Origin of the sequence: Arthrobacter sp. CC3, from assembly GCF_039907775.1 — a bacterium.
In the GTDB taxonomy this organism is placed as follows: domain Bacteria; phylum Actinomycetota; class Actinomycetes; order Actinomycetales; family Micrococcaceae; genus Arthrobacter.
The window spans coordinates 1-15,664 of sequence record NZ_JARCCY010000051.1; the positions used below are offsets into that span (position 1 = coordinate 1).

Annotated in this window: 12 protein-coding genes and 2 tRNA genes; 1 reads left to right on the forward strand and 13 read right to left on the reverse strand. The window is 66.4% G+C overall.

Translation table 11 applies throughout. The features are described from left to right. Positions 1-69 precede the first annotated feature (69 nt). The 4 genes from PV761_RS21155 to PV761_RS21170 form a co-directional block, all read right to left on the reverse strand. Entirely contained in the window at positions 70-1,689 is a 1,620-nt protein-coding gene (locus tag PV761_RS21155) for a GTPase (RefSeq protein WP_347899583.1), read from the reverse strand. Continuing rightward, complete coding sequence (locus tag PV761_RS21160) at positions 1,686-3,467, reverse strand: dynamin family protein (protein WP_347899585.1); 1,782 nt, start codon at positions 3,465-3,467, stop codon at positions 1,686-1,688. Before PV761_RS21160 ends, PV761_RS21155 begins: the two co-directional genes overlap by 4 nt. Positions 3,468-3,598: 131 nt before the next feature. Continuing rightward, a tRNA-Glu gene (locus PV761_RS21165) sits at positions 3,599-3,674 on the reverse strand. 128 nt (positions 3,675-3,802) lie between these two features. Beyond that, positions 3,803-3,874, reverse strand: a tRNA-Gln gene (locus tag PV761_RS21170). A 347-nt stretch (positions 3,875-4,221) separates the two neighbouring features. On the opposite strand from PV761_RS21170, the gene PV761_RS21175 reads away from it, so the two are divergent. Then, positions 4,222-5,616, forward strand: coding sequence for a hypothetical protein (locus tag PV761_RS21175; RefSeq protein WP_347899586.1), 1,395 nt, complete (start codon positions 4,222-4,224; stop codon positions 5,614-5,616). A 47-nt stretch (positions 5,617-5,663) separates the two neighbouring features. Here PV761_RS21175 and PV761_RS21180 read toward each other — a convergent pair whose 3' ends face one another. From PV761_RS21180 to metG, 9 genes are all read right to left on the reverse strand, one after another. Continuing rightward, positions 5,664-6,401 (reverse strand): HAD family hydrolase, encoded by a 738-nt coding sequence (locus PV761_RS21180; RefSeq protein ID WP_028271623.1) that lies wholly within the window; start codon positions 6,399-6,401, stop codon positions 5,664-5,666. Next, positions 6,401-7,915 (reverse strand): glutamate--tRNA ligase, encoded by a 1,515-nt coding sequence (gltX, locus tag PV761_RS21185; protein WP_028271622.1) that lies wholly within the window; start codon positions 7,913-7,915, stop codon positions 6,401-6,403. The genes PV761_RS21180 and gltX overlap by 1 nt, the downstream gene beginning before the upstream one ends. Positions 7,916-7,961: 46 nt before the next feature. Beyond that, positions 7,962-8,738, reverse strand: coding sequence for a fumarylacetoacetate hydrolase family protein (locus PV761_RS21190; RefSeq protein ID WP_028271621.1), 777 nt, complete (start codon positions 8,736-8,738; stop codon positions 7,962-7,964). Between the two features lie 84 nt (positions 8,739-8,822). Next, positions 8,823-9,605: an MBL fold metallo-hydrolase gene (locus PV761_RS21195; RefSeq protein ID WP_347899587.1), complete on the reverse strand. Its 783-nt coding sequence runs from the start codon at positions 9,603-9,605 to the stop codon at positions 8,823-8,825. A gap of 90 nt (positions 9,606-9,695) precedes the next feature. Next, the gene (locus tag PV761_RS21200; RefSeq protein WP_347899588.1) at positions 9,696-10,808 is read right to left on the reverse strand and encodes a branched-chain amino acid aminotransferase; all 1,113 of its coding nucleotides are present in this window, start codon (positions 10,806-10,808) and stop codon (positions 9,696-9,698) included. Between the two features lie 102 nt (positions 10,809-10,910). Then, positions 10,911-11,963, reverse strand: coding sequence for a 3-isopropylmalate dehydrogenase (locus PV761_RS21205; RefSeq protein WP_347899589.1), 1,053 nt, complete (start codon positions 11,961-11,963; stop codon positions 10,911-10,913). An 82-nt stretch (positions 11,964-12,045) separates the two neighbouring features. Beyond that, a complete protein-coding gene (locus tag PV761_RS21210; RefSeq protein ID WP_347899590.1) occupies positions 12,046-12,852 on the reverse strand; it encodes a class F sortase in 807 nt (268 codons plus the stop codon). 88 nt (positions 12,853-12,940) lie between these two features. After that, complete coding sequence (locus PV761_RS21215; RefSeq protein WP_347899591.1) at positions 12,941-13,663, reverse strand: hypothetical protein; 723 nt, start codon at positions 13,661-13,663, stop codon at positions 12,941-12,943. A 414-nt stretch (positions 13,664-14,077) separates the two neighbouring features. Then, the gene (gene metG / locus PV761_RS21220) at positions 14,078-15,637 is read right to left on the reverse strand and encodes a methionine--tRNA ligase (protein WP_028271616.1); all 1,560 of its coding nucleotides are present in this window, start codon (positions 15,635-15,637) and stop codon (positions 14,078-14,080) included. Positions 15,638-15,664 lie beyond the last annotated feature (27 nt).

Here is a 15,664-nt window from a genome sequence, read left to right on the forward strand (position 1 = left end):
AGACCAGTCTTAACCACCAGGCCCACCAGTCCAGTCGACGCGCCCACCCACGACTAATTCAGCAGACTCCTAGGCGCGGCGGGCGGATTTCAACGCGGCGTTGAAGGACTTCAGCCTGCTGACCTCCACCTCCACCGGCTCCACCACCAGCCTGTCCGCGACCGCAGCCACGGCGGTCCTGAGCTTCTTCCCGGCCGCAGCGGCCCGCAGCCCGGCAGCGGCGGCCGCCACGAACTTCCCGGCGAGGGCAAGCACAATACCAAGCACCGCTCCCCCGGCGATCATCAGTGTGGGAACAGGCCACCCTTCCACCCTGGGAACCTCGGGAACCGGGAGCTGGAGATACGCCAGGCCGGCCAGGACGCCCAGCCACGCCAGGCCGCCCAGTGCGGTGACGAGGGCCAGCCACTGGATGACGTTGAACAGTCCCCACCACCACGATTTCCGGCCGGCCATCAGCTCGGTGCCGGCAATAGCCTGGTCAAGTGCGTCAGGCAACCGGTCACGGCCTTCACGCGCCGCGCTGCGGATGGCAGCCCGCCAGGGACCCGGGGCTCCGGCGCTGGCTGAATCCGCGAATTCCCGGACGGCCGCGTCCGTCCTGGCACGTTCCGGTGCCCCCGCGGGCGGCAGCGAGGTCCGGTTGACCTCGGCCCTGGTTCCCTCCCGGCGCAGGTTCAGCCGCCGCAGCGGGTCGGGCCGGAACCGGACCAGCCACCGGGTCAGCGGCCAGCCGGTGCGCCGGGTGGCTTCCTGCCGGTAGGACCGCGACACAGCGTCCACCACCAGCTGGACGTTGGCGGCAGCCGCAAGCTCAGCCGCCAGTTGCGACCGTGTGCCCGCCGTGACCCCGGCAGCCTCTCCCGCCCCGGAGGCCTCCGCAAGCTGCGCCGAGGCCTTGGAGACGTCCGCGGCCAGCCGCTGCGACAATGCCTGCCGTTGCACCACTACGTGGCGGATGGCTGCCCGCACCTTGTCCACTCCCGCTCCAGTCAGGGCAGAGGCGCCGAGGATCTGGACCTTGCCCAGTCCGTCCCGGGCAAGGATGGCCTTGAGGGACTCCAGGACCGGCTCGACGTCCCGGGGCGGAAGCCGGTCGATCTGGTTGAGGACCACCAGCGTTACCGCTCCGTGGGAAGCCAGCGGCGTCAGGAAGTCGTTGTGCACAGCGGCGTCCGCATATTTCTGCGGGTCCAGCACCCACACCAGGACGTCCACCAGTCCCACCATGCGCTGGACGATCTCCCGGTTGGCGGCCTTGGTTGAGTCGAAATCGGGCAGGTCCAGCAGGACCAGTCCGGTGGATTCATCGGCGAACCCCGGTACCGCTGCGGAATGGTGCCGGCTGGTGACGCCAAGCCAGTCCAGCAGCGGCTCACTGCCCTCCGCTCCCCAGACACCCGCCAGCGGTTCCGACGTCGTGGGGCGGCGGGCCGCCGCCGTCGCGATCTCCGCGCCGCTGACCGCGTTGAAGAGCGACGACTTACCGCTGCCCGTGGCGCCGAAGAAGCCCACCACCGTGTGGTCCGAGGACAGCGAACGGCGGGAACTGGCTCGCTCGAGCACCTGGAGCACGTCGTCCAGGGCCTCGTCCGGCACTACGCCGCCGGCGAGCTCGCGTGCGTCGTTGAGGGCTTCCAGGCGGGAGCCCAGGCGGGAGGCCTCCCTGGTTCCGCTATGCCGGCTCATGCTGACTCGGCCAGACGCTGAAGGGCGCGGGCATGGCCTGAGAGAACATCCGGCGATACGCCTGTGCTGACGTCGAGGCGGTCCAGGAAACGCTGCTGTTCGGCCTGCAGCAGCTTGTGGCACCTCGCGTTCAGGTCCTCCCGCGCAGTCTTCGCGAGGCGCCTGACCGCATCCTCGCCAAAGACCGCTTCCAAGAGCCGTTGGCCGACGACGGCGGTGCCGCCCGCCACACCGATTTCCAGTCCGGTGAGCCCTGCGGTCATCGAGAAAACGACGATCATCAGGGCGGCCCCTAGTCCGTTGACCCCGAAGGACAGCCACCGGGCCTGGGTCCGTTTGCCTTGGCCTTCCGTACGGATGAGCTCCATGAGGGCTCCCTGCCAGGCGCGGATCTCCGCGGCCACCTTGTCCGGGAAACCGGGGCCGGTGCCGGAAAGGTCGTCGGTGCCCAGCAGTTGGCGTCCTGCCGGGTCGGAGCGCCAACGCTGGTCGGCGTCCTCGGCCGCAGTGGCGGCTTCGTCGATGATGACCGCCTGGAGTCCGGTTTCAATGGCTGTTTCGACCTTGACCGCCGGTGCCGGCTCACCGCGGAAGAACGCACCCATCCGGTCCCGCATGCGCCCGATGTTCTGCTCCAGGACACGGAAGAACTCCCCGGTGCCGACGAAGTCCTGCCACCGGGCAAGGACCTCGCCCCGGAGCAGGGCGCCGTCCCTGGTAGCGTCCAGAATCCGGGCCACAGCATCCTGATAAGCGGCTCGGGCATCCTTGGCCAGGACATCCCGCGATTGCTGCTGTTCCAGCGAAGCCTGCGCCAGCGCGGCCACGCGGCCGCTGAGCGCACGAACAGTGCCGTTCAGGGTCCGGCGAGCGATGTCGGCCCTCCCGGCGGCGTCCGCTGCCAGTTCTCGCACCCAGCGTGCCAGCGGCTCCACGGCCCCGTCGGGCAGCATTCCGAGGCCGTCGAGGGTGACCTCCGGAATGATAAACAGGCGGGCCGCGCCCAGGCCCTCCCGCTGCAGCATCATGCGCAGGTCTGTGCTGACCTCCGCCTCGGCTGCCGGCGGCACCCGGTCCAGGACCACTGCCACCATGATGTCCCTGGAGGCAGCGTCCAGGAGCAGCTTCCAGGGAACGGCGTCGGCGTAGCGGTTCGCGGTTGTGACGAAAAGCCAGAGATCCGCGGCGGCAAGCAGCTGGCCCGCCAGCTTCCGGTTGTCATCCGAGACGGAGTCGACGTCGGGAGCATCCAGGAGGGCGATTCCTTCCGGCACGGCAGGGTGCCCCACCAGCACCAGGGACGATATTGACGCAGCATCCGGCGCGGCTCCGGCCCGGTTGGCGGGCAACTGCGTGTCCACAACAGTGCCCCTGATACGGCTCAGGCTCGGCAGGACCCGCTGGTCCTCGAACCAGGCCGCGTCCGCCGGGTGGTGAAGCAGGATCGGCTGCCTGGTGGTCGGCCGGATGGCACCCGCCCTCGTGACAGGGTGGCCCACCAGTGCATTGACCAGGGTGGATTTGCCGGCACCGGTGGATCCGCCCACCACCGCCAGCAGCGGGGCGTCCAGGCTGCGGAAGCGCGGGAGGATGTAGTCGTCCAGCTGCGCCAGCGCGTTCCGGATATCGAGGCGCGCGGCGTCCGCGCCGGGCAGTGCGAGCGGCAGCCGGGCCGCGCCAAGGTCCGTGCGCACAGCTTCGAGCAGTTCCACGGCGGCGGCCGCCCGCGTGTTTTGCGCGGCAGGTCCCGGGGGCGAGCTCTCAGATGGTGACGTCACAGCTTCATCATGCCAGTTCAGCGCTGGTCCGGCTCGAATCCGGCGCTGGCCGCGCGGCTGCAGCGGCTGCTCAGGATACAACCGGAATTAAGAACAAAACGGCCCCGGGCTGTTGCCCGGGACCGTTTCAGTGGTGACCCCAGCGGGATTCGAACCCGCGTTACCGCCGTGAGAGGGCAGCGTACTAGGCCGCTATACGATGGGGCCGCGTACTTTCCAGATAGCATTTCTGCTATCAGGCTCAGTGAGTATTTCACACACAAAGCCAGTGTTTCAAATCGGATAAACCGCTCGAAACCCCTGATCTTCCGCATCGGAATGCAGCTTTCTCAGAGCTGGGATACCAGGACTCGAACCTAGAATGACGGTACCAGAAACCGTAGTGTTGCCAATTACACCATATCCCAATGGAACTTTCGGGCCGGACTTTCAGGCCTAAACCTTCGCTCTCAGCGCCTCAGCACGAGTAATTACTTTACCCGAGAGTTTTGGATGGCACAAATCGGGGCCCGACCCCCCTTCCGCTGCACGCCCAGCCCGCTGCGATGACGCACGATTCGGGTCGCCCCGCGAGAAAACCCTTGCAATTCCGGGGCAAACAAGTTTACGCTCGGTAAGTTACCGCAGAGTAACAACCTTCCCGAAGCCGGCCTGACCGGCAGTTCTACGCCCAGTTCGGAATGTTAGCTGCATCACGGCTGGAGGCTTCCGGGGCCACACACGCTTCCGCCAGGACCGTCGAGAGGAACCAACCGTGCCACAAAGTCGTGCCACCGCTCCCCCGAACCCCCGCACGCGCGGCCAGCAGATCGCCATAGCGCTGCTTGCTTTGCTCCTTATTGCCTTGCTGGGTTTCTACACCGTGGTCACCGGCCGCATCACCGAAGGATCATCCAGGCTCAAGGACGGAGCCGGCCAGGCCTCCGCAGGCGCCGATCAGCTCAAGGACGGAGCCGGGAAGCTCGCCGCCGGCGCCACGCTGGCAGACACCGGGGCCGGCAAGCTCGCCGCCGGAGCGCAGAAGGTCCGCGCCGGCATCACCGACAAGCTGGCCCCCGGTGCGGACCAACTCCAGGCCGGAGCCGAGAAGCTTGCGGCCGGTGCGGTGAAGATCGAGACGGACGTCACGACGAAGCTCGCCCCGGGTGTCTACAAGGTCGATGACGGTGCCGGCAAACTGGCTGCAGGCGCGGTGCAGCTCTCCGCAGCGCTGACGCCCACCGCATCCGGGAACGCGGAGAACAACCTCGCCGACGGCGCGACCCGGCTGAGTGCCGGTGCATCGAAGCTGGAAGCAGGGGCTGGCCAGCTTGCCGCCGGAACAGACCAGCTCAAGGGCTACCGCGGGGCAAACGGCAACCCGGAAACAGGCACGGGGACCGCTGCCCTTGCGCAGGCTTTGGAGCTGCTGCAGGCTGCCGCGAACGATCCCGTGCAGGGACTCGTGCCGCTCTCGGTCGTCAAGGACAAGATCGCAAAGATCACTGCAGGTGCCCACAAGCTGGACGCCGGCGCCGCCCAGCTGCAGTCCGGCGCCTCACGGCTCCATGACGGCACGGGGGAACTGCAGGCCGGGGCCGGCAGGCTGACCGCGGGCTTTGCCACCCTGAGCGGCAAGCTCAACAGCCAGGATCCGGCAAACCCCGGTGTTGTGCTTGGCACCCGGCTCCTCGCCGACGGGACTGCCAAGATCAGGGTGGGCATGGACGGCGTACCCGGAAACCCCGACCGCCCGGGCCTGCTCAAGGCCGCCGCAAGCATGACCGAAGGTTCCGCCCGGCTCGCCGCTGGAACCGGAACCCTGAATGCCGGCATCAAGGGGGACCCGGCAGATCCCGCGAACCCCGGCCTGCTGGGCGGTTCGGAGGCCCTTGCCGTCGGAGCGGCAAAGCTCTCGGAGGGCAACACCAAGCTCGCTTCCGGTTCCACGCAGCTTGCCACCGGGTCCGGCAAGCTCGCGGAGGGGAACGCGAAGGTGGCTGCCAGCACGGAAACGCTCTACTCGAGTGCGGCCGCGGTCTCGCCATCCGACATGGTGGGCCAGCCCGATGCGGTCACGGCCGTCGGCATGGTGGGCGTTCTGGGGCTTGGTTCGGTTGGCGCGTACGTTGCCTTGCGCAACCGGCGGAAAGCCGGCGCCCCGGTGTGATCACGCCGGTGGCCCGGCCCGGACCGGGCGGGGTCACCGGCAGGGAGCTATCCCAGCAAGTCGACGAGCGACCCTACCTGGTGGCCGGCAAAGGCGGACTCCGTTTCACCGCTGCGGTTCAGCCATACGCCCAGCAGGCCTGCCGCCGTCGAACCTTCCGCGTCCAGCAGGCGGTTGTCTCCCACATAGAGCGTTTCAGCGGCATTGCTGCCAAGGAGGCGTACGCCCTCGAGGTAGATGGCCGGATCCGGCTTGGGCACGCCCACGGTGTCCGTGCCCACCAGCACCCGGATCCGCTGCAGCCCCGCAGTATCCAGCTTCACGCGCTGGTAATCGTGGACGTTGTTGCTCACCGCTCCGTACGGAATTCCTGCGGCGTCGAGGGCGTCCAGAACAGGGGCCACATCTTCGAACGCCCGGACATAGCCGTGCTGCAGGGCAGCGTAGGACGTAACCCACGCGTGGGATTCCTCCCCCTCTTCCAGTTCCACCCCGAAATGTCCCAGGGCGGCCCGGCCGCGGAGGAGCCGCTGCTCGTTGAACGTCAGCTCCCCGGCCAGGTAGCGGTCGTAGAAGTGTGTGGTCTCGTGCGTGAAGATGCGCCCGAATTTCTCCCACCCCGCCTGGTCCAGGCCGGGCAGGAGATGCTCGCTGACATCACGCAGCGCCGTGGTCATGGCGTATTCGAGGTCCACCAAGGTGTCGTCAATGTCGAACAGCACGCCCCGGATGACACCGAAGCCCGTGTGCAGCACACGGCCGCCGTCGCCGCGCAGTGCAGTCATCAGCCGCGGAAAGCGTGCAGGCGGGCCAGTGAGGATGCCTTGCCCAGGATCACCATTGACTCGAAGAGCGGCGGCGAAATCCGGCGCCCGGAAATGGCGGTCCGGACCGGGCCGAAGGCCAGCCTTGGCTTGACGCCCAGGCCCTCCACCAGCGCCTGCTTCAGCGCTGCCTGGATGCTCTCGGCGTTCCAGTCAGCCACGGCGTCGAGGGCTGAGATTGCCGCGTCCAGGACCTCGGTGAGGTTTTCCGGGAGCCCCTTGCGCGCGTCATCCGCAACGTCGATGGCGTCGTCCTTCTTGAACAGGAAGGAAATCATCTCGGGAGCCTCGCCCAGCAGGGCGATGCGCTCCTGGATCAGGGGTGCTGCCTCGGCAAGGATTTCCTCTTCGCGGGCCGTGAGCGTCTCCCCCACGAGGTTGGCTGCGCGCAGGTACGGAACCAGGCGGCCCCTGAAGTCGTCCGCTTCCAGCATCCGGATGTGCGTGCCGTTGATCGCTTCGGCCTTCTTGATGTCAAAGCGCGCCGGGTTGGCCAGTACATCGTGGACGTCGAAGTGTTCGATGAGCTGTTCCACCGTGAAAATGTCTTCGTCGGCGGACAGGCTCCACCCCAGCAGGGAGAGGTAGTTGAGCAGGCCTTCGGGGATGAATCCGCGGTCCCGGAGCAGGAACAGGTTGGACTGCGGATCACGCTTGGACAGCTTCTTGTTGCCCTCGCCCATCACATAGGGAAGGTGGCCGAACACCGGCATGTAGCTTGCGACGCCGATGTCCATCAGCGCGCGGATCAGCACTACCTGGCGGGGGGTGGAGGACAGCAGGTCCTCGCCGCGCAGGACGTGGGTGATCCCCATGAGCGCGTCATCCACCGGGTTCACCAGGGTGTACAGCGGGGAGCCGTCGGCGCGGACAATCACGTAGTCCGGGATACTTCCGGCCTTGAAGGTAATTTCGCCCCGGACCATATCGGTGAAGGTGACGTCCTCATCGGGCATGCGGACACGGAGTACCGGTTCGCGGCCTTCCGCCTTGAACGCGGCCACCTGCTCGGCGCTGAGGTCGCGGTCGAAGTTGTCGTAGCCGAGCTTGGGGTCGCGGCCGGCGGCACGGTGGCGCGCCTCAACTTCATCCGGGGAGGAGTAGCACTCGTAGGCGTAGCCGGCTTCCAGCAGCTTGGCCACGACGTCCTTGTAGAGATCCAGGCGCTGCGACTGGCGGTAGGGCTCGTGCGGTCCGCCCGTTTCCACGCCCTCTTCCCACGAGATGCCCAGCCACTTCAAGGCCTCGAGCAACTGCTCGTAGCTCTCCTCCGAGTCCCGCGCCGCGTCCGTGTCCTCGATGCGGAAAACGAAGGTTCCCTGGGTATGCCGGGCGTACGCCCAGTTGAACAGCGCCGTGCGGATCAGGCCGACGTGCGGTGTGCCCGTGGGGGACGGGCAGAACCGCACCCGGACCGGGGTTTCGGCGGTGACGGCAGGACTGGAGACGGCGTTGGACACAGAAGGAGTAGTCATAGTGACTCCAACTTTACCGCCTGCCCGGGGGGGCCGGGCCTCGCCGCTAGCGCCGGACGATCGGGTTGGACAGGCGGCCGATGCCTTCGATCTCCACCTCAAAGCGGTCGCCGGCCGCAACCACGCCCACACCAGCGGGTGTACCGGTCATGATCACGTCGCCGGGAAGCAGCGTGAAGGCCTGGGAGACTACCGAGACGAGCTCGCGGACGCCCCGGATCATCTGGCTTGTGCTGCCGTCCTGGCGCAGCTCCCCGTTGAGCCGGCCCTGGATCCGGAGGTCCTCGGTGTCCAGCTCGGTTTCGATCCACGGGCCCAGCGGCGCCGATGTGTCAAAGCCCTTGGCCCGGGCCCACTGCAGGTCCGTCTTCTGAACGTCGCGGGCGGTGAGGTCGTTGCCGCAGGTGTAACCGAAGATGACGTCATCCACGCGGTCCTCGGGCACGTCCTTGCAGATCCGGCCGATGACGACGCAGAGCTCGGCCTCGAAGGAGACTTCCTCGGAGAATTCCGGAAGCACGATGGGATCGTTGGGGCCGATCACCGAGGTGTTCGGCTTGAGGAACAGCAGCGGCTGCTTGGGGACCTCGTTGCCCAGTTCCGCGGCGTGCTCCACGAAGTTGCGTCCCACGCCCACCACTTTGCTGCGCGGAATGATGGGGGCAAGCAGCCGCACGTCCTCCAGCTTGTGCTTTTGGGTGGTTCGTTCCACGCCGTGAAAGAAGGGGTCACCCTTGATAACAGTGACTTCCTCACTGCCGGGCTCGCCTTCAACAACACCGTAGAGGGGATCAGAATCAGCTACAAAACGGGCGATACGCATGGTTCCTAGCGTACAGTCTCCGCCCGCGAGTCGTGCCGCGGGCACTGCCGCCCAAGCACCGCGCCGGAGCTCGCATCCCGGTGCTCAGCTGCGGAGGAATTCCAACTGGGCGGCCACGGAGTTCTCCGCGGCCGCCCGGACGGCGGGCTCGATATCCGCATAGACGGCATCAGTGATTTCGCCCACTCCCGCAGAGGGACCAAGGTCCGCAAGGGCGGCCCGGATCTGCGCGAGCCGTTCGTGCCGGTGGTTCCGGTAGGCACGGACTACTGCATCGAGCGCCGGGAGCACGGCTCCGTGCCCGGGCAGCACGGTGGCCGGCCCAATCCCTTCGAGCCTGTCGAGAGTTGCCAGGTAGTCACCCAGTTTCCCGTCCGGAAAGTCCAGCACCGTGGTGCCGCGGCCCAGGATAGTGTCGCCGGTCAGCACCGATCCGTGCCGGCCGTCGGCGGGCAGGTGAAAACAGAGCGAATCGGAGGTGTGGCCGGGCGTGGCAATGACACGGATCTCAACCCCCGCCGCGAGGATGGTTTCACCGTCAGCCAGGGGAATCCCTCCGTGGCAGTGCCCTGCATCCGCTGCGCGCACCGGCGCCCCCGTGAGCTCGTGGAAGCGCGCGGCCGCCGCCGTATGGTCCGCATGACGGTGGGTGATGAGGATAAGCTCCACCCTCCCTGCCCCGGCAAGTTCCTGCAGGTGCTGTTCATCCAGCGGCCCGGGGTCCACCACGACGGTGCTGCCCGCACCCGGGCTGCCCAGCAGGTAGGAATTGGTCCCGTCCAGGCTCATGGGGCCGGGGTTGGGGGCAAGCCGGAACCGTGTCAGGTCGCTGGCCGGACGAATCGACGGAAGGGATTCGGGATTCACCCGTCCATCTTCGCATTGTTAACGCACGACGCCGGGTGGGCCGCTTCGATTGCGCCCACCCGGCGTCGTGCGTCAGGAAAGTGGGGAAACTCAGGCGAGGCGCGTCAGCCAGCCATGGGTGTCCTCGACGGTGCCCGTCTGGATGCCGAGAAGCTGCTCGCGGATGGCCATGGTGGTCTCCCCCGCTTTCGCATCCTCGGAGCCGATGAACTCGGTGGCGTCCTTGAGTACTCCGATGGGCGTGATGACAGCGGCAGTTCCGCAGGCGAAGACCTCCGTGATCTCGCCCGAGGCGAGGCCGTCCCGCCATTCGTCCAGGGTGATCTTGCGCTCGGTGACGGTGCGGCCCATGTCCTTGGCCACCTGCATGACGGACATCCGGGTGACGCCTTCCAGGATGGTCCCGGTCAGCGCGGGGGTGACCAGCGAGCCGTCCTTCATCACGAAGAAGACGTTCATGCCGCCGAGTTCTTCCACGGCGTTGTCATTGAACTGGTCCAGGAAGAGGACCTGCTTGCAGCCGTGGGCCTCGGCCTCCTGCTGGGCAATGAGGGAGGCTGCGTAGTTGCCGCCGCACTTGGCCGCACCGGTGCCGCCGCGGCCCGCACGTGCATACTCCCGGGAGATCCAGATCGACACGGGCTTCAGCTCGCCGCCGAAGTAGTTTCCGGCCGGTGATGCAATCACGCGGAAGGAGACTTCCCTGGCCGCGCGGACGCCCAGGAACGCTTCGGTGGCGATCATGAACGGGCGCAGGTAGAGCGCCTCGCCGTCGCCCGCCGGAACCCACTCACGGTCGGCCTGCACGAGTTCGCGGATGGCGCCGAGGAAGTACTCTTCCGGAAGCTCCGGCAGCGCCAGCCGGCGGGCGGACTTGTTCAGCCGGGCGGCGTTGGCCTCCGGACGGAAGGTCCAGACCGACCCGTCGGCATGCCGGTAGGCCTTGAGGCCCTCGAAGATCTCCTGGCCGTAGTGCAGCACCGCCGCTGACGGGTCAAGCGAGATGGGACCGTATGCCTCGATGCGCGCGTCATGCCAGCCGCCCTTGCCGTTCTCGTCGACGCTGTAGTCGACAATCGCAGTGTGGTCGGTGAAATAGTTGCCGAAACCCGGGTTCGCCAGGATGGCTGCTCGCTCTTCAGCAGACTTCGGGGTTACCGAAGGCTGATGGGTGAATTCGACGCCATGGGCAGTCTGAGTCATGGTTCCTCCACGGTCGGCTGCCTGGTGTGTGAACGTGGTTCAGCGTCGGACCACGGCAGCATTATTGGTGATTCGAAACTAGCTTACGCCCGATGCGTGGCCCTAAACGGCGGCGGCGATAGCGTCACCGATCGCGCTGGTGGTGCGCTCCCGGCCATCCCGGGTTTCGACGTCGGCAATGACTGCCGCTTCGATCTTCTTTGCCGCCTCGGCATAGCCCAGGTGGTCCAGGAGCAGTGCCGCCGACAGGATCGCCGCCGTCGGATCGGCTTTTTGCTGGCCGGCAATATCGGGGGCGGATCCGTGCACGGGTTCAAACATGGACGGGGCGGTACGTTCCATGTTGATGTTGCCGGAGGCTGCGAGGCCAATGCCGCCGGTGACTGCGGCGGCGAGGTCGGTGATGATGTCGCCGAAGAGGTTGTCCGTGACGATGACGTCGAAGCGTGCCGGGTCCGTGACCATGAAGATCGTGGCTGCATCGATGTGCAGGTAGTCGTGGGTGACGTCCGGGAATTCCTGCGCCACTGCTTCAACGGTGCGCTTCCACAAGTGGCCGGCGTAAACCAGGACGTTGTGCTTGTGGACCAGGGTGACGTGCTTGCGCGGGCGTTCGCTCGCCCGGCGGAAGGCGTCCCGGACAACCCGTTCCACGCCGTGGGCCGTGTTCAGCGAAACCTCGGTGGCAACCTCGTGCCTGGTCCCGGCACGCAGGGTTCCGCCGTTGCCCACATAAGGACCTTCGGTGCCTTCGCGGACCACGATGAAATCAATGTCGCCGGGATCGGCCAGCGGGCTGCCGACCGTGCCGAAGAGGCGTGACGGGCGCAGGTTGACGAAGTGGTCCAGGCTGAAGCGAAGCTTCAGGAGCATCTCCCGTTCGATGATGCCGGACGGGATCCGGGTGTCACCGGGGGCAGCACCGACGGCGCCGAACAGGATGGCATCCCGGGTGCGGAGATCGCTGAGCACTTCCTCCGGAAGGGTCTCGCCCGTCTCAAGCCAATGCTGGGCTCCCAGCTTGTAGTGGGTCTGGTCCAGCGTGACGCCTTCGGCGGCTACAACCTTCTCCAACACTTTCAACGCTTCGGCAATGACTTCGGGACCGATGCCGTCGCCGGGAATGACAGCAAGATTTATCGTGGATGCGCTCATCTTTTCAGGGTAGCCAAGCCATCCACATGATGGTCAAGTCGTCTCAATATTCGAACACATCGGGGGCCCGGATGGTGCCGTGTCAGCGGCCTGGCACGGGCGACGCGACCACGGCAACGTTCTTACCCCACGGATCCTCCGTGTAGCAGCTGATCAGGACCAGCCGGTTGGGAACCACCGCCCAGATGGGGCTGTCCTTAAAGGTGGCCTTTGTGTACGTGGTCACCGAGTCCACCCGGTAGGTCATGGCGCCGGTTGAGGTCGCGACTGTCAGTTCGTCCCCGGCCGCCGCGGCGGAACTCAAATGGTTGAACGGCGCGTCGAGCCCCTCCCAGCTGTGGCCGATGACATAGCTGGTATTCACGGAGCCGGTCCCGGGCATCCCCAGGTTTGCAAGCCAGTAGCCATCCATCGTCTCCGGCGGCACTATGCTGCGGCTTGCGGCGTCCACGGACTCCGGTTCGAGCGGATACACCACAACGTCCATGCCGGCGGCCGGGTAGATGATGCGCCGGGGTGCCGCCGCGGCGGGATAGGAAGGAGCAGGCGGGGCCTCGGGCGACCCGCCGGCGGCCAACGGTGCGGCAGGCGCCGGCACGGCGGGCAAGGCAACTGGATCCGACGTTGCAACGGACTCGGCGGCCGCCGCTTCAGCGGCAGGCACCGTGGCCGGCGCCAGCGGATCCGGCAAGCGCCCGGACAGGACGATGGCCGCCGGTTCCCCGGCAGCGGATGCTCCGTGGTCCCCGGCTCCGGTCACGCCGTAGGCCAGCCACGCCCCGAGAATCCCCGCCACGCAGAATGCCAGCACCAGAAGGTCCCTGCTGCTAAGAACCAGGCCTCGGATGCGGGCGGTATGCCGGTGCCGGTTCCGGACGTGACAGACCATGCGGGGCTCCTGAAGATTTTGGGAAGGTGATGCCAAAACCGGAGGACGGGTGCCGTAAGGTCACGGCACCCGCCCCGGGTTTACTGTCCTAGCTGCCTGCTCCGCGGGACCGCAGGCCGCTCATCACGAGCACCCACGCTCCTGCAGCGGCAAAGAGGCCGGTCAGGATGGACAGCCAGGCGGGAATTCCGCCCGGGGAGCCAACGGCCGTCTGGACGTTGTAGCCCGTGTTGCTCGCTGCCGGAACGGACGCTGCGACAGCCCCCGGGGGCGTTGACGCAACCGGGGTCACTGCGGCGGGCGCCGGGGTGACGGCCGCCGGTGTGGTTGCCGGCGGCACCACCACGGTCACAACCGCAGGCGTCGTCGGGGTCGCCGACGATGTATCCGACGGCGTCGGGGTCGCCGACGGCGTATCTGACGGCGTCGGTTCATCCGTCGGCGTCGGCTCGTCCGTCGGAGTCGGCTCATCCGTCGGCTCGTCCGTAGGCGGAGGCGGCGGCGGAGTTGTCGGAACCACACCCCCTGCCACACAGCCCTGGGCGAGGAGCGCCAGGTTCGCCGTTGTCAGGTTCTGGCCGCCCGGCAGCGTGGTGCCATTGTTCTGCGGGACAACGTCGTCAGCGTGCCCGCTGTGTCCCGAAAGCCCGTTGACACTGACTTCCACCGCCGTATAGCTCCCGGATCCGCCCTTGGCGTGGCAGATGATAATGCTGTTTTCGTCGCTGGACGGTGGCGCGGCGTAGGCCGCCACTGTGGCCCCCATAATGCCGAGGCCCACCACCCCCAGAGTGGCTATTATCCGTTTCATGTTCGGTCCCTCCATACCAATCCGATTCGAACTGACCAGACTGCGCGGAGTAACCGTCTTCGAGACCAGTGAAAACAAAACCTGTGTGAGACCTCAAACAGCGAAGTGAAGGCGACAGTTACTCCCCAGACAGTGTCATCAGTTCGCTTGCCTTTTCAGGCTAGGTTTGCCGCTCCGGTTAAACCCGAGTAACAGGTACGCGTTTACTCAAACTGGCACAGGTACCAATTACCTGCTTCGTGAAAATATTCACTCGCACGCATACGGCTGACTACTTGGATACCTGGACCCTTGCTGCCGCACCCAGGGCCCCGCTCCGGGATAACAGCGGGCACAAAAGCGCTCCCCCGCTTGCTGCGGCCAGCGAGGGAGCGCCGGGGTAACTATGGCGGGACGACAGGGCGTCCGGAAGGACTACGCTTCGGCGGGTTCCTCGTACTTCGGGAAAATCGGGGCCGGGGCAGGGAGCTCGGTGCCGGGGACGAGCGGCACGGCGACCGCCGTGAACAGGCGGGCGTCGCCGTCGTGCTGGCCGAGGGTTTCCAGGAGGGCGGCGGACGCCGTCGGCATGACCGGCTGCACCAGGATCGCAACGATCCTGAGCACCTCGAGCGTCACGAACAGCACCGTGTTCATGCGCTCGACGTCGGTCTTCCGCAGCACCCAAGGCGCCTGCTCGGCGAAGTACGCGTTGGTGTCGCCAAGGACGCCCCAGATCGCTTCCAGGGCACGGCTGAATTCCTGCTTCTCGAACGCGGCCCGGGCGGCCTCCAGGAGGCCGTTGGCCTGCGCCAGCAGCGCGGAATCCTCCGCTGTGAATGCGCCGGGAACCGGGACCCGGCCCTCGCAGTTCTTGGCGACCATCGACAATGAGCGCTGTGCCAGGTTGCCGAAGTTGTTGGCGAGGTCGGAGTTCATCCTGCCCACGATGGCTTCGTGGCTGTAGCTCCCGTCGGCGCCGAAAGGCACCTCACGCAGGAAGAAGAAGCGCACCTGGTCCAGGCCGTACTGTGCCACGAAGTCCGACGGAGCCACCACGTTGCCCAGCGACTTGGACATCTTGACGCCGTTGTTGTTCAGGAACCCGTGGATCATGATCCGCTTGGGCAGCTCCAGCCCGGCGCTCATGAGGAACGCCGGCCAGTAAATGGCGTGGAATCGCGAAATGTCCTTGCCGATCACATGGACGTCCGCGGGCCAGAACTTCCGGAACGACTCCGAATCGACGTCCGGGTAGCCCACGCCGGTCAGGTAGTTGGTCAGCGCATCCACCCACACATACATCACGTGCTTGTCGTTACCGGGAACCGGAACACCCCAGTCGAAAGTCGTGCGGCTGATGGAGAGGTCTTCCAGCCCCCGCTTGACGAAGCTGATGACCTCGTTGAAGCGGGACTGCGGGGCACCGAACTCAGGGTGTGCCTCGTACAGTGCCAGCAGCTTGTCCTGGTAGGCGGAGAGCCGGAAGAAGTAGCTTTCCTCGGCCGTCCAGGTCAGCTCGGTGTCCGTCTCGCGCGAGTAGCGGAGGCCGTCTTCCTTGACGACGGTCTCGTCTTCAACGTAGTACGCCTCATCGCGGACCGAGTACCAGCCCTCGTACTTGGACAGGTAGATGTCCCCGTTGGCCTCCATCTTCTTCCAGATGGCCTGGGAAGCGGCGTAGTGGTCCTCGTCCGTGGTGCGGATGAAGCGGTCGTAGGAGATTCCCAGGGCGGAGTGGGCGGCCTTGTAGATTTCGGCGTTCCGATCCACCAGCTCCTTGGGCGTGATGCCTTCCTTGTCGGCCGTCTGCGCGATCTTCATGCCGTGCTCATCCGTGCCGGTCAGGAAGAAAACGTCGTAACCGTCCAGGCGCTTGAACCGGGCCATTGCGTCGGTGGCAATGTACTCGTAGGCATGGCCGATGTGCGGCACGCCGTTGGGGTACGTAATGGCGGTGGTGATGTAGAACGGGGTCTGGGCTGAAGACGACACTCTGGGAAGTTACCTTTTTTCGGAAGC

Coding starts and splice junctions, on each gene's coding strand:
- PV761_RS21180 (WP_028271623.1), bottom strand. CDS start 6,401: ATGACTGCACTGCGCGGCGACGGCGGCCGTGTGCTGCACACGGGCTTC.
- PV761_RS21155 (WP_347899583.1), bottom strand. CDS start 1,689: ATGAGCCGGCATAGCGGAACCAGGGAGGCCTCCCGCCTGGGCTCCCGC.
- PV761_RS21215 (WP_347899591.1), bottom strand. CDS start 13,663: ATGAAACGGATAATAGCCACTCTGGGGGTGGTGGGCCTCGGCATTATG.
- PV761_RS21210 (WP_347899590.1), bottom strand. CDS start 12,852: ATGGTCTGTCACGTCCGGAACCGGCACCGGCATACCGCCCGCATCCGA.
- PV761_RS21200 (WP_347899588.1), bottom strand. CDS start 10,808: ATGACTCAGACTGCCCATGGCGTCGAATTCACCCATCAGCCTTCGGTA.
- PV761_RS21190 (WP_028271621.1), bottom strand. CDS start 8,738: ATGCGTATCGCCCGTTTTGTAGCTGATTCTGATCCCCTCTACGGTGTT.
- gltX (WP_028271622.1), bottom strand. CDS start 7,915: ATGACTACTCCTTCTGTGTCCAACGCCGTCTCCAGTCCTGCCGTCACC.
- PV761_RS21205 (WP_347899589.1), bottom strand. CDS start 11,963: ATGAGCGCATCCACGATAAATCTTGCTGTCATTCCCGGCGACGGCATC.